We start from the raw sequence: 21,900 nt of genomic DNA, 5'->3' as shown, positions 1-21,900 counted from the left end.
CGAAACCCTCGGCAACCTCGAACTCGGTCGTCCCGGCCGGAGCCGGCGCACGGCGACGGCCGCGACGCCGGTCTGCCCGCCCCGCCCCGACGAGGCCTGCGACATCGGCGGCACCGAACCCACCGGCGAGCGGGCCGCGCCGGAGGAAATGCCCGGTGCGAGCGCGGACGTCGCCGGACGCGAAGCACTTCCCCTCGTCCGTAAAGAGCTGTCCCAGTGAAAGGAACGTCTCGCGATGTCGATCAGGCCAATGGTGAAGTCCGCGTTGGGTGAGAAGAACGTGCGGGTTCTGCGCCGGTTGAAGCGACAGATCACGGTCAAGCCGGCCGCGCCGGTCAAGCCGACCGGACTGGATGCCATCTCCCACGACCTCAGCAAACTGGCTGTGCACTTCAAGACGGACAAATGGGGGACGCACCGTTACACGCGGCACTACCAGCGCCATCTCCAGCACTTGAAGAACGAGAAGTTCAACCTTCTGGAAATCGGGATCGGCGGATACAGTCGGGCCGGCCAGGGCGGGGCGTCGCTGCGTATGTGGAAGGCATTCTTCCCGGACGCGCAGATCTTCGGAATGGACATCCAGGACAAGTCCTTTGTCGACGAGGACCGCATCACGACCTTCATCGGTGACCAGTCCGACCCCGCTTCCCTGAACGCGGTCGCCGACAAGATCGGCGGGATCGACGTCGTCATCGACGACGGCAGCCACCGCAGCCCGCACGTGATCACGACGTTCGAGACGCTCTTCCCCCTGCTCAAGGACGGTGGCATCTACGCCGTCGAGGACACGCAGTCGTCGTACTGGCCCGAATGGATGGGCAGCGAGGACCTCGACGCGAAGGACACCAGCATGGGGTTGCTGAAGCGTCTGACGGACGGGCTGAACTACGAGGAGTTCGTGGACGAGAGCTACGAGCCGACCTACACGGACCGCAACGTGGTCGGCGTGCACTTCTACCACAACCTGGTGATCATCGAGAAGGGCAAGAACGCCGAGGGCTCCAACAAGCGCAGTGTCCTGAAGCAGCGTTACGCCAAGTCCTGACTCCGAAGCGGTCGGCAGCACGGGGTGGGCCTCACGACGAGGCCCACCCCGTGGCCGCCGTACGCCGGATCCACCGGATCCGTGTGCGGGCGCGGTCCCTCACGACGTCGCCGTCCGAACCGGGTTCACGGACCGTCGAGGGCGGCACCGGGGCGATCTCCTCCGGCCGGGCGGGCCCACCCGCAGGCCGGTCTCCGGCGCCCGCCCTCCGTCACCGTCTTCCGCTGATCACGGGAGCCGCCTTCGTACGGACGGCGCCGAGCACGCGCCGCACTCCGCGCGCCAGTCTCCGCGCCGTTCCGGGGCTCGGTACGGGCACCACCAGCATCCGGCCGCCGCCGGAGCGGAGCGCGAACGGCAGCCCGCTCCAGGCGGGTTGCGCGGCATCGGGGTCCGGGCTCAGGGCGACCTGCCAGATCCCCCGGGGAAGCCGGGCGGGCAGCGTGGCCTCCAGCAGGGAGCCCGGCCCGTCCGCCTCACCGGTGAGCGTGCCGGACGCGTGCAGCGCCCTGCCGGAAGCGGTGAACCTGAGCCCCACCCGGGTGCCCTCGGCCGCGTGCAACGGGATCCGGGCGCTCAGCCGGGCCCCGGAGACGGTGACGTCCGGCCGCCGCACACCGCCCAGACCGAGCCGTTTGCCCTGGACACCCGTGTCCAGCGAGAGATTTCCGTGCGGCTCGGTCCAGTACGGCAGGACCGCGCGGCGGCCGGTCACAGCCGCGCACGGCTCGGGGCGCGTGGCGCGCGGGGCGGGGCCCAGCCGGCACTCCTTGGTCCAGCCGCCCAGCTTCACCCGTACGACGGCGTCCCAGACCCCGTCGCCCGGCAGCTTCGCGGGATCGACGGTCGCGGTCGCCCGCAGCACCAGCCGCGCCCGCTCACCGCCGTCGACGGGAACCGTCTCCCGGGTGAACTCCACGGGCTGGAAGTACTGGGCGGAGCTGGACCGTTCACGCAGCAGCAGATCCGCGGTGGCCTGCCCGAACCGGGCCGCGGTCTGAGCGCCGGCCCACGCCACCGCCTCCTCCACGTTCTTCGGGGTGTCGGCCAGCGGGGTGAGGGCGGCGTCCGCGGGGAAGGTCATCGGCTCGCGGGCGGAGGTGTATTCGGCGGTGAAACCGATGTGCAGCGAGCCGTCTCGCCACTCCGCGCCCACGGGCGCCGCCGTCGGCGCGATCCCGGCCTCCCACTCGGCGAAGGCCACCACGTCGTCGTACCGGCCGGCCTCGGCCAGAGCGGCGACGACCTGCTGCGTCGGCTGCAACCCGGCCGCGACACCCGGGCCGAACCGCTCGACGACGACCTTGTGGATCTCCGCGAACAGCTCCCTGCGGTAGTCGTCCGGGAGCCCCAGCAGCCGCCGGGCCCGCAGCCGCTCCACCATCTCCACCCGCAGCCAGCGCCGGAACAGCCGGTCCCGTACCGCGCCCGGCTCGGTGTACCGCTCGACGACGTCGAGCGCCTCCCGCAGATTGCCGAAGTACCCCACGGGGTCGAAGCGCTGGAAACCGGCGTTGGAGGCGTCGTCGCGTCTGATGTGGTAGTAGCAGACGTAGTCGCTGAGCACGGACACGTTGTCCGCGCGCAGATACGCCTCGGTGACGAAGACGTGGTCCTCCAGGCGCCGCCGCCCCTCCGGGAACCGCAGCCCGATACGGTCGAGGAACTCCCGGCGGAACATCTTGTGCGGGGTGAGGCTGTCGATCAGCGGGGCGTTCTCGACCGTCGCCCGCGGATGGTTGCGGCGGAACAACTCCACCGGCACCCCGCGGTTCTTGCCGGCCATCTTCCCCACGACGACATCGGCGCCGTGGGTCACGCCGTACGCGTACATCCGCTCCAGGGCCTCGTCGCCGAGGTAGTCGTCGTTGTCGACGAACATTACGAACTCGCCCCGCGCGGCGTCGATCCCCACATTGCGGGGCTTGCCCGACCAGCCGGAGTTCTCCTGGTGGATCACCCGCATCCGGGGGTCCTCGGCGGCGAGCCGGTCGAGCCGGGCCGGTGTCCCGTCGGTCGAGCCGTCGTCGACGAAGATCGCCTCGTACTCGTCGGGCGGCAGCGACTGCCGCCGCAGCGAGGAGACGCAGTCCTCGATGTAGGTCCCCGGGTTGTACACGGGAATGATGACGCTGACCTTGACCGGCATCTGGATGTGGGGCCCTTCGGGTCTTTTGCCCTCGAACGTACGGGCTTGGTATGCGTCGCCCGATCGTAGTGCCGCGGCCACCGCGTTCCCCGCTGCGCCTCGCCGCCGAGAGCCCGCCGTGACGGCCTCCCGCACCCGCCGATCGGCGTGCCCGCCGGATCACTCGAGGCGTGGCGTCCCACCCGGGGCACGGCGCCGCCTAGGCTGCCGTTCGTGCGACTGCTCCTGACCTCCGACACCCATCTGCCGAAGCGCGCCAAGCGGCTTCCCGAGCCGCTGCTGGATCAACTCCCGTATGTGGACGTCGTGTTGCACGCGGGGGACTGGGTCGACACCGCCACTCTCGATCTCCTGGAGAGTCGCAGCCGCAGACTCGTCGGCGTGTACGGCAACAACGACGGACCCGGTTTGCGGGCCCGGCTGCCCGAGATCGCGTACGCGGATCTCGACGGGTTGCGCTTCGGCGTGGTCCACGAGACGGGTCCGGCGCGGGGACGGGAAAATCGGTGCGCCGCACGCTTCCCCGAGGTTGACGTGCTGGTGTTCGGGCACAGTCACATCCCGTGGGACACCACCGCTCCCACGGGACTTCGCCTGCTCAACCCGGGATCACCGACGGACCGCCGCCGGCAGCCCCACTGCACTTATATGACCGCCACGGTCACCAGGGGCCGGCTCACGGAGGTGGAACTCCACCGGTTGCCCCCGCGCTGATGGGCCGGGCCGCTTCGTGTCGGTGGAAGCGGCCCGGACGCTGCGAGTAGGTGCGCTCTCACGGACCTCCTTCCCACGATCGGAGGTGATACCGGGCGACTACCCCCCTTCCGGGGAGTCACACACCTGATTGTCAGGTTTTCCTCCGGATCATCCGGTCGCCGTTCCTTCGTGACCGGCGGGAAACGAGTGAGTCGGGTGAGTCAGGTGAATCAGGAGCGCTGGAGGGGCCGGACGGACCGCTCCGGCCTCACGTGAACAGGCGGACGGCAGTGGTGTCGGTACTGGTTGCCGTGTTCGAATAAGTGCAGTATGTGGCGAGTTGTCGGACGGTCCGTTGCCGCACATCCCTTCGGCGTGCAGCACGCCGCGACCATCCACCACGCACGCGCGAACACGTCGCGCCGGGAGTGCACCCATGTCCGACCGGTCGGCCCCACGCGGGCTGAACGCCCACCCGTACGGCACCGAGCCCCCTCGGAGCCTTCTCCGGGACACCGTGCCCGGCACGGAGTCGACGCGACGCGGGGTCCTCGGGCTCGGCGCCGCGCTGGGGCTGGTCGCCGGGGGCGGTACGGCCGCCGCCGCGCCGGTGCGCCGCCCGGGCGGTACCGGTAAGCAGCTGCGCAGCGCCGTACCGCTGCCCGAGCCGTACACCGTGCCCCTGCCGATCCCGTCCGTTCTGGCGCCGGCCGGCACCTCCGGGGGCACCGACCGGTACGAGATCACCCAGCGTCAGGTGACCGCTCGGATCCTGCCGGGGGTGCCGACGACGCTGTGGACCTGCAACGGCACCTGTCCCGGCCCCACGATCGAGTCCCGTCGCGGCCGGCCGGTCACCGTGCTGCACCGCAACGAGCTTCCCGTGCCGACCGTGGTGCACCCGCACGGCGGACACACCCCGGCCGAGTCCGACGGTCACCCCACCGGCCTCGTCCTCCCGGACGGCTGGCCCGCCCCCGCCTCCCGCCGCCACGGCGGGGCGCACAGGGCGCACGACCCGCGCGCGGTGACGAGCAGGGCGACACGGGAGTACACGGATCCGCTCGACCAGCGTGCCGCGCTGCTCTGGTACCACGACCACCGGATGGACTTCACCGCCCCGGCGATCTGGCGGGGCATCACCGTCAAGTCCGCCGTCGTCCCGTTCCCGCTCGACGACATCACGGTCGGCCTCCTGGAGACGCCCGGCCACCCGGACCTCGTCGCCGAGGTGGAACGCGTGCTCGGCGTGCTGGACGGCACGGTGCCGGCGGGCCGGGTGCACGAGCTGGAGCGGCGGCTGCCGGGGCTGACCCGGGGCGAGGGCGGGCCGGAGAGCGCCTTCGCGCACTACGCGCCGGACCAGCCGGCCTCCACATGGCCGAGGCGCACCCGCTGCGGGTGGTCGCCGACGGGTACGGACACGGTCTTCTCGCCGGTCGCGAAGTCGATGGCGGTGACCCGGTCGGCGCCGCTCTCGGAGACCACGCAGGACCTGCCGTCACCGCTGACGGTCGCCCAGTACGGCTTGGACGCGGTGACGAGCGGCCCCTGCTGGAGGGTCGCGCGGTCGACGACGGTCGCGTAGTCGTCCATGGTGCCCGCCACGCACAGCTTGGTGCCGTCGGGTTTCATGGTGATGCCGTGGTGGCGTGAGTCGTTGACCCAGGTGGTGCGGTCGTCGCTGGTGGCCGGGTTCTTCGGCAGGGTCTTGGTGCGGGTGATGCGGTCGGTGGCGACGTCGTACTCGAAGAAGCCGTTGAAGAACGACACCTGGAAGTACAGCTTCGACTCGTCCGGGGAGAACGCGGCCGGGCGCACCGCGTCCGAGTGGTCCTTCAGACCGATGGCGTCGAGCCGCTCACGCATGTCGAGCACTTTCACCTGCTTGAAGGTGGTCGCGTCGACGACCGTGATCCGGCGGTCGCCCTTCGTCCAGTCCAGCCAGGTCGCGTCGAGCGCGGTGTTCACCTCACCGATGGACATGTTCCAGATGTACTTGCCGTCGTTGCTGAAGACGTTCTCGTGCGGCTTGTCGCCGGTCTTGAACGAGCCGAGCTGCTCACCGGTCCCGATGTCCAGGACGTGCACCGTGTTGGAGGTCGAGGCCGAGACGGCGACGCGCTTGCCGTCGGGGGAGACCGCCATGTGGTCGGAGCGGTAACCCGACACCGGGAAGCGCCAGTTGACCCGCCCGGTGGCGAGGTCGAGGGAGACCACGTCGGCGAAGCTCGGCCGGGAGACCACCACCGAGGTGCCGTCCGGGGTGGAGTACATGTCGTCGACGAACTGGTCGTGGCCCTCGCCGACGCCGCTCCGGATCGCCATGAAGTAGATCCAGCGGATCGGGTCGGCGTTGATCTCGGCCATCCGCTCGTCCTTGTCCGGGATGACGTCGATCCGGCCGATCCGTGCGAAGTCACCGGTGGACTCGATGACATCGGCGGTGCCGTCCCAGTTGTTGCCGACGAACAGCACCTCCCGCAGGGCGGGGGAGGAATCGGCGGTCGCGGCGGTGGGCGCCGTGGCGGCGAGGACGAGCGCGGCGGCGATGGCGCACAGGTACCTGGTTCTGCGGACCGGCATGACGGCTCTCTCCAGAATCCGGAATCACGTGCTCTGAAAAGCAACTTACTGAAAAGTAAGGAAGGGAGCCGCCCGCGACAAGACCGCGTACACGACAAAATTGGGTGCCGTCGACCGCCCGGGTACCTGCCGGCGGTCCATCGCGGCCAGGAGTACCCGCGCGGCGGCCTCGGGCGGGTCCTCCAGCTCGCACGACCCGGCGGGCGGCTTCCGTGCCTGCCCGGACACGCGCTCACCCGCCGGGTCCGGTTGCTGATCTCCGCACCGCTCACCCCGGCCGGCGGCAGGACCCGCACCGCGGCCACTCCGCCCCGCTGCGTCTGCCAGGACCGCCCGGCCGGGTCGCCGGGACCGCGGCCACCGAGGTGCGCCGGTGCAGCGCAAGGCGCAGGGTGCGCGCCGCGTACTCCTCGGCCGCCCGGCGTACCCGGTCCGAGACGTGCACCCCCTCGGCGGGAGCGGCGGCCGGCACATCCAGCGAGTCCTCGTCCCGCCGGGAAGCCACCAGGTGCTCGGTCGGCTTCTGGCACAAGGAGGCCAGGAAGGACACCCGCTGACACAGAAGCCGCCGACCCACCTGCTCACCACTGCCCCCGCCTCAGCCCCGGACCCGGCACACCCCCGCATCCGATCGACCTGACGACCGCCCCCCCCACAAAGACACGCCCGATTCACGCAGGAAAGCGCGGTGGAACCGCCAACAGCCGAAGAGCCCGGACCCGGCCACGGGCGCCGTCCTCGGCCTGGAGCGGACGTTCACCACCGGCCGGCCCGAGTACGGTGTGCGGGCGGGCGATGTCATGCGGTACAGCGCGCGGATGCGCTGATCACCTCCGTACCGGCGTTCCTACTCGTCCCAGGCCTGGATCATCACCTGTCCGGTGATCTTGCCGTCCCGCAGCGTGAGCATCGACTCCGACAGCACCCGCACCCCGTCCGGGTACTGGCAGCTCTCGCAGTAGGCGGCGTGATCGCCCTGGACGACGCACGCCTCCAGCGTGTGTGTCATGTCGCGGCTGTAGACGTCGTCCAGCACGGTGGCGATCTCGTCCCGGCCGTGCAGGACCTTGGGGTGGCTGGGCTGGGTGTTGCGGTCCACGACGCGCAGTTCCGCGTCGTCCGCGTAGAGCGACACCAGGTTCGCCGACGTCTCCGCCTCGATGCCCCGGCGCAGCGTGTCGGTGCCGAAGACGGGTTGTGACGCGGTCGTCATGACGACCCACCTCCTTCGTGGGGCCGCGGTCCGGACCTCCGGCGGGCCGGGACGGCCTCTCCTACGAGCGTCCTCCGGCCCGCCGGGCACGGCAAGCCAGGCCCCTGCCGTCCCGCGCCGCTCACTCGGCCGTCGCCAGGAACTGCGTGGCCGCCAGCTCCGCGTACAGCGGATCGGCGGTCACCAGTTCCCGGTGCGTGCCGACGGCCCGTACCCGGCCCGCGTCCATCACCACGATCCGGTCGGCCATCGTGACCGTGGACAGCCGGTGTGCGACGACCAGGACCGTCGTCGTACGCGCCACGTCGGCGACGGTGTCGCGCAGCGCCGCCTCGTTCACCGCGTCGAGCTGCGAGGTGGCCTCGTCGAGCAGCAGCAGCCGGGGGCGGCGCAGCAGGGCGCGGGCTATGGCGACCCGCTGGCGCTCCCCGCCCGACAGCTTGGTGCCGCGGTGCCCGACGAGGGTGTCCAGCCCGTCCGGCAGCCGGGACACCAGACCGTCGAGCCGGGTCGTCTTCAGCACCCGCGTCAGGGTGCCGTCGTCCGCCTCGGGGTTGCCCAGCAGCAGGTTGTCCCGCAGGGAGCCCGACAGCACCGGCGCGTCCTGCTCGACGTACCCGATCGCGGCCCGCAGCCGCGGCAGCTCCCAGTCGGCCAGAGCACGGCCGTCGAGCGTGATCACGCCGGAGCCGGGGTCGTAGAACCGCTCGATGAGGGAGAAGACGGTGGTCTTGCCCGCGCCGGACGGACCGACGAACGCGGTCATGCCCTGGGCGGGCACGGTGAACGTCACCCCGTGGTGGACGTACGGCAGGTCGTCGGCGTACCGGAAGCGGACGTCCTCGAAGGCCAGCGCGGCGGGCGCCGTTCCGGTGTCGGGCAACCGCGCGGGTCCGGCGGCCGGTTCCGCGGGCAGCCGCAGCGCCTCCTGGATCCGGGCGAGGGCGGCGCTGCCCGTCTGGTACTGCGTGAGCGCGCCGACGACCTGCTGGATCGGCGACATCAGATAGAACACGAACAGCAGGAACGCCACCAGCGTCCCGATGTCGATGGCGTCGGTCGCCACCCGCGCGCCGCCCACCGCGAGCACCGTGATGAACGCGATCTGCATCGCGAGGCCGGCCGTGTTGCCCGCCGCGGCCGACCACTTGGCGGCGCGCACGCTCTGCCGCCACGACTCCTGCGCGGCCTCGTGCAGCGCGCGCTCCTCCCGCGGCTCGGCACCGGACGCCTTGACCGTGCGCAGCGCGCCGAGCACCCGCTCCAGCGAGGCACCCATCACACCGACGGCGTCCTGCGCCTGCCGGGAGGCCCGGTTGATGTGCGGCACGATCACCCCCAGCACCGTGCCCGCGAGCGCGATCACCCCCAGTGTGACGCCCAGCAGCACCGGGTCCACGAAACCCATCAGCACCACGGTCGCGATCAGCGTCAGCCCGCCCGTGCCGAGACCGACCAGCGAGTCCGTGGTCACCTCGCGCAGCAGGGTGGTGTCGGAGGTGATGCGGGCCATCAGATCGCCCGGCTCACTGCGGTCCACGGCGGTGATCCTCAGCCGCAGCAGATACGACGACAGCGAGCGCCGCGCCCCGAGCACCACCGACTCGGCGGTGCGCCGCAGCACATACGAACCCAGCGCCCCCAGCACGGCGTTGGCGACCACGAGCGCCGACATCAGCAGCAGCGCGCCGGTGATCGCCCGGTCGTCCGAGAGGTCGTCGATCAGGTCCCGGGCCACCAGCGGCAGCATCAGCCCCGTCGCCCCGGTCATCAGGGACAGCACGGCGCCGCCCAGCAGGGCCCACCGGTGCGGTCGTACGTATCCGAGGAGCAGCCGCCAGGCGGGCGGGCCGGATTCCTCTGCCGCGATGCTCACGTCGCCCCCCTCGGCGTCGGTCGGAGGTTCAGGCTACGTCGCGGGGGCGCACCCACCGCACGGCGGGCGGCGGAAGCGATCATTCCCGCGTAGGGTCGGGGGTACGGACACGGCAGATGAAGGAGTCAGCAGCATGGCGCAGGAAGTACGCGGCGTGATCGCACCCGGCAAGGACGAGCCGGTGCGGATCGAGACGATCGTCGTGCCCGACCCCGGCCCCGGTGAGGCGGTCGTCCGGGTCCAGGCCTGCGGGGTGTGCCACACCGATCTGCACTACAAGCAGGGCGGGATCAGCGACGACTTCCCCTTCCTGCTCGGCCACGAGGCCGCGGGCGTGGTCGAGTCGGTCGGCGACGGCGTCACCGACGTCGAGCCCGGTGACTTCGTGATCCTCAACTGGCGTGCGGTGTGCGGGAAGTGCCGCGCCTGTCTGCGCGGACGCCCCTGGTACTGCTTCGACACCCACAACGCGAAGCAGAGGATGACCCTCACCGACGGCACCGAGCTCTCCCCGGCCCTGGGCATCGGTGCCTTCGCCGAGAAGACCCTGGTCGCCGCCGGACAGTGCACCAAGGTCGACCCCGCCGTCTCCGCGCAGGTCGCCGGGCTGCTCGGCTGCGGCGTGATGGCCGGCATCGGCGCCGCGATCAACACCGGGAACGTCGGCCGGGGCGACTCCGTAGCCGTCATCGGCTGCGGCGGCGTCGGTGACGCGGCGGTCGCCGGGTCCCGGCTCGCCGGAGCGGCGAAGATCATCGCCGTCGACATCGACGACCGCAAGCTCGAGACCGCGCGCTCCATGGGCGCCACCCACACCGTCAACTCCCGCGAGACCGATCCCGTCGAGGCGATCCGCGAACTCACCGGCGGCTTCGGCGCCGACGTCGTCATCGAGGCCGTCGGCCGCCCCGAGACCTACCGGCAGGCCTTCTACGCCCGTGACCTGGCCGGCACGGTCGTCCTGGTCGGCGTGCCCACCCCGGAGATGAAGCTCGAACTGCCGCTCCTCGACGTCTTCGGCCGCGGTGGCTCCCTGAAGTCCTCCTGGTACGGCGACTGCCTGCCCTCCCGTGACTTCCCGATGCTGATCGACCTGCATCTCCAGGGCCGCCTGGACCTGGGCGCGTTCGTCACCGAGACCGTCCGGCTGGACGAGGTGGAGAAGGCGTTCGAGCGGATGCACCGGGGCGACGTGCTGCGTTCGGTGGTGGTGCTGTGATGGCCGCCCGCGTCGAACGACTCGTCACCTCCGGGCAGTTCAGCCTCGACGGCGGCACCTGGGACGTCGACAACAACGTGTGGATCGTCGGCGACGACCACGAGGCGATCGTCATCGACGCCGCCCACGACGCCGACGCCATCGCCGAGGCGGTGGGGGACCGCCGCCTCACCGCCATCGTGTGCACCCACGCCCACAACGACCACATCGACGCCGCGCCCGCCCTCGCCGAGCGCACCGGCGCCACCATCTGGCTGCACCCCGACGACCTGCACCTGTGGCAGCAGACCCACCCCGACCGCGACCCCGACTCCTGGCTCGTCGACGGCCAGGTGATCGAGGCCGCCGGCGCCGACCTCACCGTGCTGCACACCCCGGGGCACGCGCCCGGCGCGGTCTGCCTGTACGACCCGGGGCTGGGGGCCGTGTTCACCGGCGACACCCTCTTCCAGGGCGGTCCGGGCGCCACCGGCCGCTCCTTCTCCCACTTCCCGACGATCATCGACTCGATCCGGGACCGGCTGCTGACCCTCCCGCCCGAGACCAAGGTCCTCACCGGCCACGGCGACCCGACCACCATCGGTGCGGAGGCCCCGCACCTGGAGGAATGGATCGCGCGCGGCCACTGAAGGGCCCGCCCGGGTGACCGGCGCGAAAAGGTGACAGAAGATGTCCGGCTTACCCGTCACGCTCGAAGCGACAGCAGAGAGCCGCTGACGGGAGGCCGTACATGTCGGAGCAGTTGAAGGGTAAGGTCGCGCTGGTGGCCGGGGCGACCCGGGGCGCAGGACGGGGCATCGCCGTGGAACTGGGGGCGGCGGGCGCCACCGTGTATGTCACGGGCCGCACCACCCGCGAACGCCGCTCCGAGTACGACCGCCCCGAGACCATCGAGGACACCGCCGACCTGGTCACCGAGGCGGGCGGCCGGGGCATCGCGGTGCCGGCCGACCACCTCGAACCGGGGCAGGTGAAGGCACTCGTCGACCGGATCGCCGGCGAACAGGGCCGGCTGGACGTCCTCGTCAACGACATCTGGGGCGGCGAGACCCTCTTCGACTGGGACGCACCCGTGTGGGAGCACGACCTGGACAAGGGCCTGCGCCTGCTCCGCCTCGCCGTCGAGACCCACGCGATCACCAGCCACCACGCGCTGCCGCTGCTGCTGCGCCACCCCGGCGGACTGGTCGTCGAGGTCACCGACGGCACCGCCGACTACAACCGCGACCACTACCGCGTCTCCTTCTTCTACGACCTCGCCAAGTCCTCCGTCCTGCGCATGGCGTTCGCCCTCGGCCACGAACTCGGCCCGCGCGGCGCCACGGCCGTCGCCCTCACCCCGGGCTGGCTCCGCTCGGAGATCATGCTCGACCACTTCGGCGTACGGGAGGACAACTGGCGCGACGCCCTCGACGACGTCCCCCACTTCGCCGTCTCCGAGACCCCGCGCTACGTCGGACGGGCCGTCACCGCCCTCGCCACCGACCCGGACGTGGCCCGCTTCAACGGCACCTCCCTCTCCAGCGGCGGCCTCGCCCGGGAGTACGGCTTCACCGACCTCGACGGCAGCCGCCCGGACGCCTGGCGCTACCTCGTCGAGGTGCAGGACGCGGGCAAGCCGGCGGACGTCACCGGCTACCGCTGATCGCCTCCGACCCCTGCCGCGGTGATCGCCCCGGCGGCTACCGTCACACCATGACGACGGACACGAGGCGCTTCGCGGGGTACGGGGTTCTCATCACCGGGGCGGCACGCGGCATCGGCGCGGCCACCGCCCTGCGCTTCGCCGAGGAGGGAGCGCGGGTCCTGGTGGCCGACGCGGACCCCGACGCGGCGGAGCGGACGGCGTCGGAGCTGCGGGAGCGGGGGCTCACGGCCGAGTCCTTCGCCTGTGACGTGACCGACCGCGCCACGGTCGAGGCGGCCGTGGCGCACGCCGTGAGCGCCTTCGGCTCGCTCGACGTCCTGGTGAACAACGCCGCCCACTGCACCCCGGACGCGCCCCGCTTCGAGGACGAGCCGGACGACGAGTGGGCCACGGACCTCGACGTCACCCTCACCGGCGCGTACCGCTGCTGCCGCGCCGCACTCCCGCACCTCGCCGCCTCCGGCCGGGGCGCGATCGTGAGCGTCGGCTCCGTCAACGGCCTCCAGGACTTCGGCAACCACGCCTACAGCGCGGCCAAGGCGGGCCTGATCTCCCTCACCCGCACCCTCGCCGGGCACGCGGCGCCCCGCGGGGTCCGGGTCAACCTCGTCGCACCGGGGACCGTCCGCACCCGCGCCTGGGCGGGCCGGGACGACGACCTCGAAGCGGCCCGGCGCCTCTACCCGCTGGGCCGGGTCGGCGAGCCCGAGGACATCGCGGCGGCCGTCGCCTTCCTCGCCTCCCGCGACGCGGCGTGGATCACCGGCACCACCCTCGCCGTCGACGGCGGCATCACGGCGGTCAACGCGGGATTCCGGCAGGCGCTGGGCGGGATCCCACCGCGATAGTCGATCATTCTCGGCCCTGTTGACCGGATGTCACCGTTCGGTCGCACCCCGGTTCGTCCGCACAACCGATTTTCCAGTTGGGTCGTCTACCTGGCAGAGTGCGCAGGCCATGCGCCCACTTCTGCGGAAAGGCAAAACGGACCATGGGGGATATAAGTAGACGGAGTGCCGTCATCCTCGGGGTCACCTCGCTGGTGGCTCCGCTCACACTCGCGCTGGGCGCGACACCGGCACAGGCCGCGAGCTGCACCACCTCGGCGGGCCCGTACCAGAAGAAGGTGGAGAAGTTCCTCGGCCGCCCGGTCGACGGAAAGCAGTCCTCCGCCGACTGCAAGGCCATCCGCTCCTTCCAGACCAAGCACGGCATCACGCCGAACATCGGGTACGCCGGTCCCGTGACCTGGGGCGTGATGGACCTGATGAACAAGCAGAAGGCCGTCGGGAAGAACCCGAACAAGTCGGGCAAGTGCCCCACCAACAAGGGTCGTATCGCCTGCGTGGACCTCACGCTCCAGCTCAGCTGGATCCAGGACGGCAAGAAGCTCGTCTACGGCCCCGTCCCGGTCCGCACGGGACGCAACGGGTACGAGACCCGCACCGGCCTGAAGAAGATCTACTGGCGCAACATCGACCACGTCTCGACCATCTACGACGTGCCGATGCCCTACAGCCAGTTCTTCGACGGCGGCCAGGCCTTCCACTCGGTCGGCGTCAGCATGTGGAACCCGCCGGGCTCCCACGGCTGCGTCAACATGACGAAGACCGCCGCCAAGAAGTACTGGTCGCTGCTGAAGAACGGCGACGACGTCTACGTGTACGGCCGCAAGCCGGGCACCTGATCGCCACGGGCGCCCGGTCCGCCGGGCGCCTCGCGTCCGGGAGCTTCCCCGGGGCCCGGATGTGAACTCGCCCACGTTCCTTGGCAGATGGACGTGATCAGTAACACTGCCCGAAATGCCCGATGTGCGTGCGATTACTCACAGCGCCTTCACGTCCGGCGCCGTATGCTTCACGGCATGTCCACCACTGTTGAACCCTCCTCCGAGCGATCGGCTGCCGAGGTCAACGAGGAGATCCGGGCCCTGTGGCTCCGGTCGGGCGGGACACTGAGCGTCGAACAGCGCGAGGAGTACCAGCGCCTGGTCCAGGAGTGGGCCTCGGCCCTCCCGCAGCCGGCCAGGGCCGCCTGACCGGCTGCCGGCCGATCCCCTCGGATCGTGATCCCGTCGACAGGGCACCCGTGAGCGAACGGGTGCCCTTCTCGCACCGACCTCGGCCCTCTGCCACGGCATCGTCGACTTCGCCGGCGGACTGCTGTCCCGCCGCGTGCCTCATGCCGCCGTCACCTTCCTCGGCCGGCTCGGCGGCCTCCTGCTCGCCGCAGGGGCCGCCCTCCTCCTTCCCGCCGACGCCCTCGTCGGCTCCGACCTCCTCTGGGGCGCCCTGTCCGGCGCCGGTGTCGCCGTGCAGTACGTCGCCCTCGGCCAGGCCGGCCCCGTGAGCGGGCTGCGGCCGGTCGTCGCGGGCCGGACCGCCGCCGTCCTGCGCGAACACGTCTCCCGACGGCAGGCCGCCGGGCTGCCGGGGCCGCCCCGGCGACCGTGCTGCTCACCATCGGCTGAAGGTCCGCGCCCGCCGTCCGCTCAGCCCCACGACGCCGAGTAGTGGCGCCGGTACTCCTTGCGGTCCTGCTCCGCCCGTATCCAGCGCGACGCCACCAGGGCGACCAGGCTGCCCGCGATCACCAGCAGCCCTGGGCCGACGTTGCGGGGGTCGGCCAGCCGGGACAACAGGGTCGACGGATCCGGGAGGATGCCCCGCACCGGGGTCGACGACCCCGGCGAGGCGGCATCCGGAGCCGCCGCGCCCCGCGCGTCCGACGGGGCGGGGGAGGGCGTCGCCGCACCCCCGTCGGCCCCGGGCGCCACGATGAGCCGTACGCCGAGCCGCGCCAGCGCCTTCGTCACCGGCTGGAAGTACGTCGTACCGCCCGTCCGGCAGTCACCGCTGCCGCCCGACGTGACACCGAGCGCGACGCCCTCGGAGAACATCGGACCACCACTGTCCCCGGGTTCGGCGCACACATCCGACTCGATGAGACCGCTGACCGTGCCCTCGGGATAGTTCACCGTCGCGTTGAGCGCGGTCACCTCACCGTCCCGCAGCCCGCTGGTGCTGCCGCTGCGGAACACCCGCTGGCCCACCGTCGGATCCGCCACCCCCGTGATCCGTACGCCCTTGCCGTCGCCGACCGCCACCACACCGGCGCCCTCGCCGGCCCGGCCGCCGGCGTACTCGATCAGCGAGTAGTCGTCCCCGGGGAAGCTGTTGCCGACCGTCGTCCCGACCTCCTGCCTGCCCTGGTTGTCGGCGAACCACACCGACCCGTCGGGCCCGCAGTGCCCGGCCGTGAGGATGAAGTCCCGCTCCCCGTCGGTCACGTTGAAGCCCGCCGAACAGCGGCCGGCCGTCGACAGGATGGGCAGCGCCCCGTTGAGCCGGGTGGTGAAGGTGCCCTCGCTCCGCTCCATGCGGACGAAACCGCCGATGCCCTCCGCCACTTCGGTCAGCTCGGACCAGTCCTCCGCCGACACCGTGCTGTCGCCCCGGACCACCACCTCGTTGGTCCGGTAGTCCATGGCCCACGCCGTCCCGGGCACGCGCGGCGCCGAACGCAGTGTCCCGGTCGCGGACCTGAAGTCGTCCATGCTGTGCCGCACCATCCTCGGCTCGGCGCCGGCCTCACGCACCTCGGCCGCCGCCTCCTCGTCGGTGACCGCGACCACCGTCCTGCCGTCGGCGGCGATCCAGCTGCCCGCCGTACGGGACGTGCCGAGCTTCGACACCAGGCCGGCGCCCGGCCCGGCCGCCGTCTCCTCGGCGGTGGCGAACGGGACCGCGTCGGGCGCGCGGGGCTCGCTGGCGACGGCGTGGGTGACCATCGTGGCCCCCAGGAGGAGTCCGCCGACGGCCGCCAGCCGTGTCACTCGCCGGACGACCCGTCGTCGTGCGTGCCTCATGCGTGGCTCCCGAACCTCGGCAGCGCGGTGCGCGCGCACCGCGAGGGCCTCCCTGAGTCGGAGGCCCTCTTCCCATACGGGTCCGGAACCCGGCGCGTTCAGACCGGGCGCGGGCCGTCGTCCCGATGTCCGTTCACACCACGGCCCTTATCGTGTGTTCATGACCAGGGTTCCGCACGAGACGTCCGGTGAACCGAATCCGCTGCACGCCCTCGACCTGGACCGCCTGCGCCGCCGCACCAGCATGAAATGGCGGACCTACCCGGAGGACGTGCTGCCCCTGTGGGTGGCCGAGATGGACGTGCCCCTGGCCGGACCGGTCGTCCGCGCCGTCACCGAGGCGATGGAGCTCGGCGACACCGGCTACCCCGCGGGCACCGCCTACGCCCAGGCGCTGGCCGCCTTCGCGGACAAGCGGTGGGACTGGGGCGGGCTCGCCGTGGAGCGCACCGCGATCGTGCCCGACGTCATGCTGGGCGTGGTCGAGATGCTGAAACTGGTCACCGGGTACGGGGACGCGGTGGTGGTGAACTCGCCGGTGTACCCGCCCTTCCACGACTTCGTCCGGCACCTGGACCGGGAGGTGGCCGAGGCCCCGCTCGGCGCCGACGCGCGGATCGACCTCGACGTCCTGGAGGACACCTTCCGGCGGGTGACGGCCGGCCGGCGGCGGGCCGCCCACCTGCTGTGCAGCCCGCACAACCCCACCGGCACCGTGCACACCGCCGACGAACTGTCCGCCGTCGCCGCCCTCGCCGAGCGGTACGGCGTACGCGTCGTCGCCGACGAGATCCACGCCCCGCTGGCCGTCGGCGACACGCGGTTCGTGCCGTACCTGAGCGTGCCGGGCGGCGAGCGCGGCCTGTCGCTGATGTCGGCGTCGAAGGCGTGGAACCTGGCCGGGCTCAAGGCGGCCCTCGCCGTCGCGGGGCCCGAGGCCGCGGGCGACCTGGCGCGGATGCCCGAGGAGGTCGGCCACGGCCCGAGCCACGTCGGCGTCCTCGCCCACACCGCCGCCCTGCGCGACGGCACCGCGTGGCTGGACGCCCTGCTCGCCGGCCTCGACACCAACCGCCGGCTGCTCGCGGACCTCCTGGCCGAGCGGCTGCCGGCGGTCCGCTACCGGCCGGGCGACGCCACCTACCTCGCCTGGCTGGACTGCCGCGCCCTCGGTCTCGGCGACGACCCCGCCGGCACCTTCCTCCGGCACGGCCGCGTGGCGCTCAACTCGGGCCTGCCCTTCGGCACCGGAGGAGCCGGCCACGCCCGGCTGAACCTCGCCGCCTCGCCCGAGGTGCTCGGAGAGGCGGTGCGGCGGATGGCGGACGCCGTGGAGCGCGCGGGCGGTGCCCGTGGCTGACGAGTGCTACGGCCACCCGCGGCTCGCCGCGGTCTACGACCCGCTCGACCCCGACCGGAGCGATCTCGACGCGTACCTCGGCATGGCGGAGGAGTTCGGTGCCCGGCGGGTGCTGGACATCGGCTGCGGAACAGGGGTGTTCGCGCTGCTCCTGGCCGGCCGGGGGATCGAGGTCGTCGGGGTCGAACCCGCCGGGGCGTCCCTCGACGTGGCGCGGGGCAAGCCGGGCGGCGCACGGGTCCGCTGGATCGAGGGCGACGCGACGGCGCTGCCGCCGCTGCGGGTCGATCTGGCGACCATGACGGCGAACGTCGCCCAGGCCGTCGCCGACCCCGGCGCCTGGCACGGCACCCTGCGCGGAGCCCACGCGGCACTGCGACCCGGGGGACGCCTGGTGTTCGAGACCCGCGATCCGGCCCGGCGGGCCTGGGAGCGGTGGACCCGGGAGGAGTCGTACGGCAGGGCGGACGTACCCGGTGTCGGCACGGTCGAGAGCTGGCACCGGGTGACCGAGGTGGACGGCCCGCTGGTGACGTTCCGCACCACCTACGTGTTCGCCGCGGACGGGGCGGTACTGACCTCGGACTCGACGCTGCGTTTCCGCGAGCGGGAGGAGGTCGAGGCGGACCTCGAAGGGCACGGCTACGTGGTGGAGGAGGTACGGGACGCCCCCGACCGCCCGGGCCGGGAGTTCGTCTTCGTCGCGCGGCGCCCGGGGGCCTGAGCGCTCCGCCGGCGGTACGGCGATGTGCCCTCGATCGTCCGCGGCGCCGTCGTGGCCGGTCGCGCCCGCGCGGCGGTGGCCGCACGTCGGTACGGTCCCGCGTACCTCCAGAACGCTGCCGAACCGCAGCGGACTTCGCCGGACCTGCTTAGACTTCCCCGCATGGACGACGCGTTGCGGGACCTGCTCGGGGCGGGGAAGTACCTGTTGGTCACCAGCTACCGGAAGAACGGCACGCCCGTCGCCACGCCGGTGTGGGTGGTGCGGGACGGTGACGCGCTCGGGGTGTGGACCGTCGCCGACTCGTGGAAGGTGAAGCGGATCCGCGCCCGCGCCGACGTCCTCGTCGGCCCCTGCGACGTACGCGGCAACCCGACCGGTGACCAGGTGCCCGCCACCGCGGAGATCTGCGATCCGGTCACCACCGCCCGCTACCGGAAGCTGATCGGCCGCAAGTACGGCCTCATCGGCCGGCTGACCCTGCTGGGCAGCCGCCTTCGCCGGGGCCCGAGCGGTACGGTCGGCATCCGCATCACCCTCTGAGACGCGGGCCGGCGGACCGTCAGGTCCAGGCCCGGAACGGCTCGTCCACCAGCTGGAAGACCGGCTCGCTGCGCACCGGGTCCTTGGCCGTCGACAGCCGCACCCGGTCGCCGCCGTGGATGCCGATGGGCGGCCCCATGACCCGGCCGCGCACCACGAACCCCTCGGCCATCTCGATCAGGGACACATTGCGGGCCGCCGGGGTGTTGCGGTGCAGCACCGTGGAATGGCGGACCGTCCCGACGCCCTCACTGCGCTCCGTGCGCAGGTCACTGCCCTGGCAGACCGGGCAGAGCAGCCGGTGGTACATGGCGGTGCCGCACCAGGTGCAGCGCTGGAAGAGCATGGCCTCCGCATGGTCCTCGCCCCGGGGATCGAGGACACCCGTCGCGGAGCCGGCTGCCTGCTGAGCGACGCTTCCTGAGTGGTGGTACACGCTGGTCAACTCCCTGCACTCGGCCGGAATCCCGCGTGCGGTCACCCGGCACGCGCGTGCCGGTGCGCCCTGCCACCGTGCACAGCCACAGAGTATGGCACTCAGTGCCACTCGTAAAGGCACTCCGTACCCCCAAAATGGGGTGGACATCCGTGCAGGGTCACCCGCGCCCGAGCGCGGTCTCCAGCTCCTGCACCACCCTCCACAGCGGTACCCCGCGCCGCGAGACGACCACCACCACGTCCCCGGGCCCCTCGCCCGCCGCGGCGACGGGCCCGGCGCCGAACGTGGCCCGCACATGCCCCAGCGCGTGGTCCACCGCGGCCTCCGCGTCCCCCTTCCCGTCCGAACGCAGCCAGGAGCGCAGCGCGTTGTTGTGCGCCGCGACCACCGCCGCGGCGATCACATCGGCGCGGAGGACGCCGTCGGGCAGACCGGCGAAACGGTCCCGCAGAAATCCGGCCAGCGCCCGCTCGTACCGCCAGACCACGGACGACTCGTACGCCCGCAGTCCGGGCACGCTCTTGGTGAGGCGGTAGCGCTGCACGGAGAACGCGGGGTTCTCGGCGTACATCAGCAGCACCAGCCGGGCCGCGTCGCAGACCCTGCGCACCGGATCGTCGTCGGAGCCCGCCGCCAGGAAGGCCGTCATGTCGGCGAGGCAGCGTTCGTGGTCGGGGAAGACCACGTCCTCCTTGGACGGGAAGTAGCGGAAGAAGGACCGCCGGCCCACTCCGGCGAGCGCCACGATATCGTCGACCGTGGTCTGTTCGTAGCCCCGCTCCAGGAACAGCCGGAACGCCGCCGCGACCAGGGCGTCCCGCATCGGCGGCTTCTCGGCCCTGTCCCCGCGGCCGGGAGCCGCACTGCTGGAGCTCATGCACGGAACGTAGCACCGGGAAGCCACTGGTGGCACTCGGTGCACGCCACACACGGAACTCAGTACCGCCGTGTCCCCTTCCCGCAGGTCGTTCCTATGATCGAGCCACCGCCGTCCCCGAGGAGCACGTATGCCGCCCGCCCGCCCCCGCGTCCTGTACGTCACCGACCTGGCCTACCCGGCCCGCGGGCGCCGCTACTGCGACGAGGACGTCTTCCTCACCTCCCGGCTGCGCGAGCACATCGACCTCGCCCTGTGCCATCCGCGGGACGCCGCCGCCCTGATGGACGGCTTCGACGCCGTCGTGGTCCGCAACAGCGGTCCCGTACTGGCCTACCGGGACGCCTACGACGCCTTCCGCGAGCGCGCCGCCGCGACCGGCACACCGGTCTACAACCCGCTCACCGGCAGGGGCGACATGGCCGGCAAGCAGTACCTGCTCGACCTGACCGCCGCCGGCCGTCCGGTGATCCCCACCGTCGACCGGCCGGAGGACCTGCACCGGCTGCCCGGCACGGAGCGGTACGTGGTCAAGCCCAGGCTCGGCGCCGACTCCATAGGGCTGCGCGTCGTCCCCGCGGACGAGGTGCGCGGACTCGTCGACGGGGACGTCCTGGTGCAGCCGTACGTCGACTTCGCCCACGAGGTCTCCTTCTACTTCGTCGACCACGACTTCCAGTACGCCCTCTACGCCCCGCGCCCCGAGCGCCGCTGGGAGCTGGAGCCGTACGAACCAGGCCGGGACGACCTGGACTTCGCCCGGGGCTTCATCGACTGGAACACCCTCGACCACGGCATCCAGCGCGTCGACGCCTGCCGCGCGCCGGGCGGCGAACTGCTGCTGGTCGAACTGGAGGACCTCAACCCCTACCTGTCCCTCGACGCCCTCGACGACACCGGCCGGGAGGCGTTCGTGTCCGCCATGACGGCGTCCCTGCGCCGCTTCCTCCGCGACGCCTGAACCCCGAGGGCCTCCGTCACGTACCTCTGTGCGCAAGCGGGCCGACTCCCCGCGCGGCACGGAAGGAGAGCGACGTGACGACACCGTCCGGACCGGGGCGGCCGCACGACGGGCCGCCCCTCGAACCCGTCCGCGTCCTGCGCCCGCGCCGCACCGACGCACTCGCGGAGCTGTTCCGGGAGTTCGAGGAGGAGGGGCGGGGCGGGTACGAGTCGGTGCCGCCGCCCCGGCCGCCGCACGGGTCCGAGGACCGGACGCGGGAACTCCCGCCCGTACCCGCGGCCCGGCACACCTCCGGGATCCGCCGCACCGCACCGGCGCTCGCCGTGGCCGCCGCCGCGGTGGCGGGCTTCGGCGGCGCGCTCCTGCTCATGGAACGCGGCGCCGGCGACCGCGCGGCACCCGCCCCGCGTCCGTCCACGACCGCCCCCGTCACCCCGGCCCCGCCCGCCCCCGCCGAGCGGGGGTTCCTCAGCGAGGGCGACTCGGGCCCCGAGGTGACCGAACTCCAGGAGCGGCTGCTGCGCGTCCCGGACGTCTACCGGTCCGGCGCCACCGACGGCCGCTACGACGCCACCCTCTCCGCCGCCGTCGCCCGCTTCCAGCTCTGGTACGGCGTCCGGGGCGACGAGACCGGCGTCTACGGCGACGACACCCGCCTCGCGCTGGAGTCCCGCACCGGCTGACCCGGTG

22 protein-coding genes and 2 pseudogenes are annotated in these 21,900 nt (G+C 72.2%); 16 read left to right on the top strand and 8 right to left on the bottom strand.

Annotation, left to right across the window (positions count from 1 at the left end):
* Window positions 1-235 precede the first annotated feature (235 nt).
* Window positions 236-1,048 carry a hypothetical protein gene (locus tag ACFV5H_RS33395; protein WP_385055472.1) on the top strand — a complete coding sequence of 271 codons (813 nt, stop codon included), beginning with the start codon at window positions 236-238 and terminating at the stop codon, window positions 1,046-1,048.
* A 211-nt stretch (window positions 1,049-1,259) separates the two neighbouring features.
* Here ACFV5H_RS33395 and ACFV5H_RS33390 read toward each other — a convergent pair whose 3' ends face one another.
* On the bottom strand, window positions 1,260-3,197 hold the full coding sequence (locus ACFV5H_RS33390; RefSeq protein ID WP_385198562.1) for a glycosyltransferase family 2 protein: 1,938 nt from the start codon (window positions 3,195-3,197) through the stop codon (window positions 1,260-1,262).
* 213 nt (window positions 3,198-3,410) lie between these two features.
* Between ACFV5H_RS33390 and ACFV5H_RS33385 the strand changes: the two genes are divergently transcribed.
* From ACFV5H_RS33385 to ACFV5H_RS33375, 3 genes and pseudogenes are all read left to right on the top strand, one after another.
* Window positions 3,411-3,911, top strand: coding sequence for a metallophosphoesterase family protein (locus ACFV5H_RS33385; RefSeq protein ID WP_385055476.1), 501 nt, complete (start codon window positions 3,411-3,413; stop codon window positions 3,909-3,911).
* A 418-nt stretch (window positions 3,912-4,329) separates the two neighbouring features.
* Window positions 4,330-4,827: pseudogene (locus tag ACFV5H_RS33380) on the top strand (multicopper oxidase domain-containing protein); the annotation flags it as partial.
* A gap of 168 nt (window positions 4,828-4,995) precedes the next feature.
* Window positions 4,996-5,160, top strand: a pseudogene (locus tag ACFV5H_RS33375) (GTP-binding protein); the annotation flags it as partial.
* Window positions 5,161-5,243: 83 nt separating this feature from the next.
* Here ACFV5H_RS33375 and ACFV5H_RS33370 read toward each other — a convergent pair.
* The 4 genes from ACFV5H_RS33370 to ACFV5H_RS33355 all read right to left on the bottom strand — a co-directional run bounded on the left by ACFV5H_RS33370 (window position 5,244) and on the right by ACFV5H_RS33355 (window position 9,568).
* A complete protein-coding gene (locus tag ACFV5H_RS33370; RefSeq protein WP_385198561.1) occupies window positions 5,244-6,479 on the bottom strand; it encodes a YncE family protein in 1,236 nt (411 codons plus the stop codon).
* 268 nt (window positions 6,480-6,747) lie between these two features.
* On the bottom strand, window positions 6,748-7,011 hold the full coding sequence (locus ACFV5H_RS33365; protein ID WP_385198560.1) for a hypothetical protein: 264 nt from the start codon (window positions 7,009-7,011) through the stop codon (window positions 6,748-6,750).
* A 315-nt stretch (window positions 7,012-7,326) separates the two neighbouring features.
* Window positions 7,327-7,692 (bottom strand): nuclear transport factor 2 family protein, encoded by a 366-nt coding sequence (locus tag ACFV5H_RS33360; RefSeq protein WP_385055484.1) that lies wholly within the window; start codon window positions 7,690-7,692, stop codon window positions 7,327-7,329.
* Between the two features lie 121 nt (window positions 7,693-7,813).
* Window positions 7,814-9,568, bottom strand: coding sequence for an ABC transporter ATP-binding protein (locus tag ACFV5H_RS33355; protein WP_385055486.1), 1,755 nt, complete (start codon window positions 9,566-9,568; stop codon window positions 7,814-7,816).
* Window positions 9,569-9,701: 133 nt separating this feature from the next.
* Here ACFV5H_RS33355 and ACFV5H_RS33350 point away from each other — a divergent pair, with 133 nt between their 5' ends.
* From ACFV5H_RS33350 to ACFV5H_RS33320, 7 genes are all read left to right on the top strand, one after another.
* A complete protein-coding gene (locus ACFV5H_RS33350) occupies window positions 9,702-10,787 on the top strand; it encodes an S-(hydroxymethyl)mycothiol dehydrogenase (protein WP_385055488.1) in 1,086 nt (361 codons plus the stop codon).
* Window positions 10,787-11,416: an MBL fold metallo-hydrolase gene (locus ACFV5H_RS33345; RefSeq protein ID WP_385055491.1), complete on the top strand. Its 630-nt coding sequence runs from the start codon at window positions 10,787-10,789 to the stop codon at window positions 11,414-11,416. The genes ACFV5H_RS33350 and ACFV5H_RS33345 overlap by 1 nt, the downstream gene beginning before the upstream one ends.
* 101 nt (window positions 11,417-11,517) lie before the next feature.
* The gene (locus ACFV5H_RS33340; RefSeq protein ID WP_385198558.1) at window positions 11,518-12,432 is read left to right on the top strand and encodes an SDR family oxidoreductase; all 915 of its coding nucleotides are present in this window, start codon (window positions 11,518-11,520) and stop codon (window positions 12,430-12,432) included.
* Between the two features lie 50 nt (window positions 12,433-12,482).
* A complete protein-coding gene (locus ACFV5H_RS33335; RefSeq protein WP_385198556.1) occupies window positions 12,483-13,283 on the top strand; it encodes an SDR family NAD(P)-dependent oxidoreductase in 801 nt (266 codons plus the stop codon).
* Window positions 13,284-13,426: 143 nt separating this feature from the next.
* A complete protein-coding gene (locus tag ACFV5H_RS33330) occupies window positions 13,427-14,122 on the top strand; it encodes a L,D-transpeptidase family protein (RefSeq protein WP_385055498.1) in 696 nt (231 codons plus the stop codon).
* A gap of 165 nt (window positions 14,123-14,287) precedes the next feature.
* On the top strand, window positions 14,288-14,473 hold the full coding sequence (locus tag ACFV5H_RS33325) for a hypothetical protein (protein WP_030863721.1): 186 nt from the start codon (window positions 14,288-14,290) through the stop codon (window positions 14,471-14,473).
* Window positions 14,474-14,609: 136 nt separating this feature from the next.
* Window positions 14,610-14,948, top strand: coding sequence for a hypothetical protein (locus ACFV5H_RS33320; RefSeq protein WP_385055502.1), 339 nt, complete (start codon window positions 14,610-14,612; stop codon window positions 14,946-14,948).
* On the opposite strand, the gene ACFV5H_RS33315 is transcribed toward ACFV5H_RS33320, so the two are convergent.
* The gene (locus ACFV5H_RS33315) at window positions 14,927-16,303 is read right to left on the bottom strand and encodes a S1 family peptidase (RefSeq protein ID WP_385055504.1); all 1,377 of its coding nucleotides are present in this window, start codon (window positions 16,301-16,303) and stop codon (window positions 14,927-14,929) included. The genes ACFV5H_RS33320 and ACFV5H_RS33315 overlap by 22 nt on opposite strands.
* A 160-nt stretch (window positions 16,304-16,463) precedes the next feature.
* Between ACFV5H_RS33315 and ACFV5H_RS33310 the strand changes: the two genes are divergently transcribed.
* From ACFV5H_RS33310 to ACFV5H_RS33300, 3 genes are all read left to right on the top strand, one after another.
* Complete coding sequence (locus tag ACFV5H_RS33310; protein ID WP_385055507.1) at window positions 16,464-17,663, top strand: MalY/PatB family protein; 1,200 nt, start codon at window positions 16,464-16,466, stop codon at window positions 17,661-17,663.
* Complete coding sequence (locus ACFV5H_RS33305; protein WP_385055551.1) at window positions 17,656-18,387, top strand: class I SAM-dependent methyltransferase; 732 nt, start codon at window positions 17,656-17,658, stop codon at window positions 18,385-18,387. The genes ACFV5H_RS33310 and ACFV5H_RS33305 overlap by 8 nt, the downstream gene beginning before the upstream one ends.
* Before the next feature lie 162 nt (window positions 18,388-18,549).
* On the top strand, window positions 18,550-18,930 hold the full coding sequence (locus ACFV5H_RS33300; RefSeq protein WP_385055510.1) for a PPOX class F420-dependent oxidoreductase: 381 nt from the start codon (window positions 18,550-18,552) through the stop codon (window positions 18,928-18,930).
* Between the two features lie 19 nt (window positions 18,931-18,949).
* Here ACFV5H_RS33300 and ACFV5H_RS33295 read toward each other — a convergent pair whose 3' ends face one another.
* Together ACFV5H_RS33295 and ACFV5H_RS33290 are read right to left on the bottom strand one after the other, a co-directional pair.
* Complete coding sequence (locus ACFV5H_RS33295) at window positions 18,950-19,366, bottom strand: Zn-ribbon domain-containing OB-fold protein (protein WP_385055513.1); 417 nt, start codon at window positions 19,364-19,366, stop codon at window positions 18,950-18,952.
* Between the two features lie 160 nt (window positions 19,367-19,526).
* Window positions 19,527-20,246, bottom strand: coding sequence for a TetR family transcriptional regulator (locus ACFV5H_RS33290; RefSeq protein ID WP_385055515.1), 720 nt, complete (start codon window positions 20,244-20,246; stop codon window positions 19,527-19,529).
* 130 nt (window positions 20,247-20,376) lie between these two features.
* Between ACFV5H_RS33290 and ACFV5H_RS33285 the strand changes: the two genes are divergently transcribed.
* The gene (locus tag ACFV5H_RS33285) at window positions 20,377-21,207 is read left to right on the top strand and encodes a hypothetical protein (RefSeq protein ID WP_385055518.1); all 831 of its coding nucleotides are present in this window, start codon (window positions 20,377-20,379) and stop codon (window positions 21,205-21,207) included.
* Between the two features lie 74 nt (window positions 21,208-21,281).
* Window positions 21,282-21,893, top strand: coding sequence for a peptidoglycan-binding protein (locus ACFV5H_RS33280; RefSeq protein WP_385055520.1), 612 nt, complete (start codon window positions 21,282-21,284; stop codon window positions 21,891-21,893).
* The last annotated feature ends 7 nt before the right edge of the window (window positions 21,894-21,900 follow it).

Source organism: Streptomyces sp. NPDC059787 (assembly GCF_042732315.1).
In the GTDB taxonomy this organism is placed as follows: Bacteria; Actinomycetota; Actinomycetes; order Streptomycetales; family Streptomycetaceae; genus Streptomyces; species Streptomyces atrovirens.
Note: the sequence above shows the minus strand (reverse complement) of the source record. Positions and strands in the feature narration are given on the sequence as shown.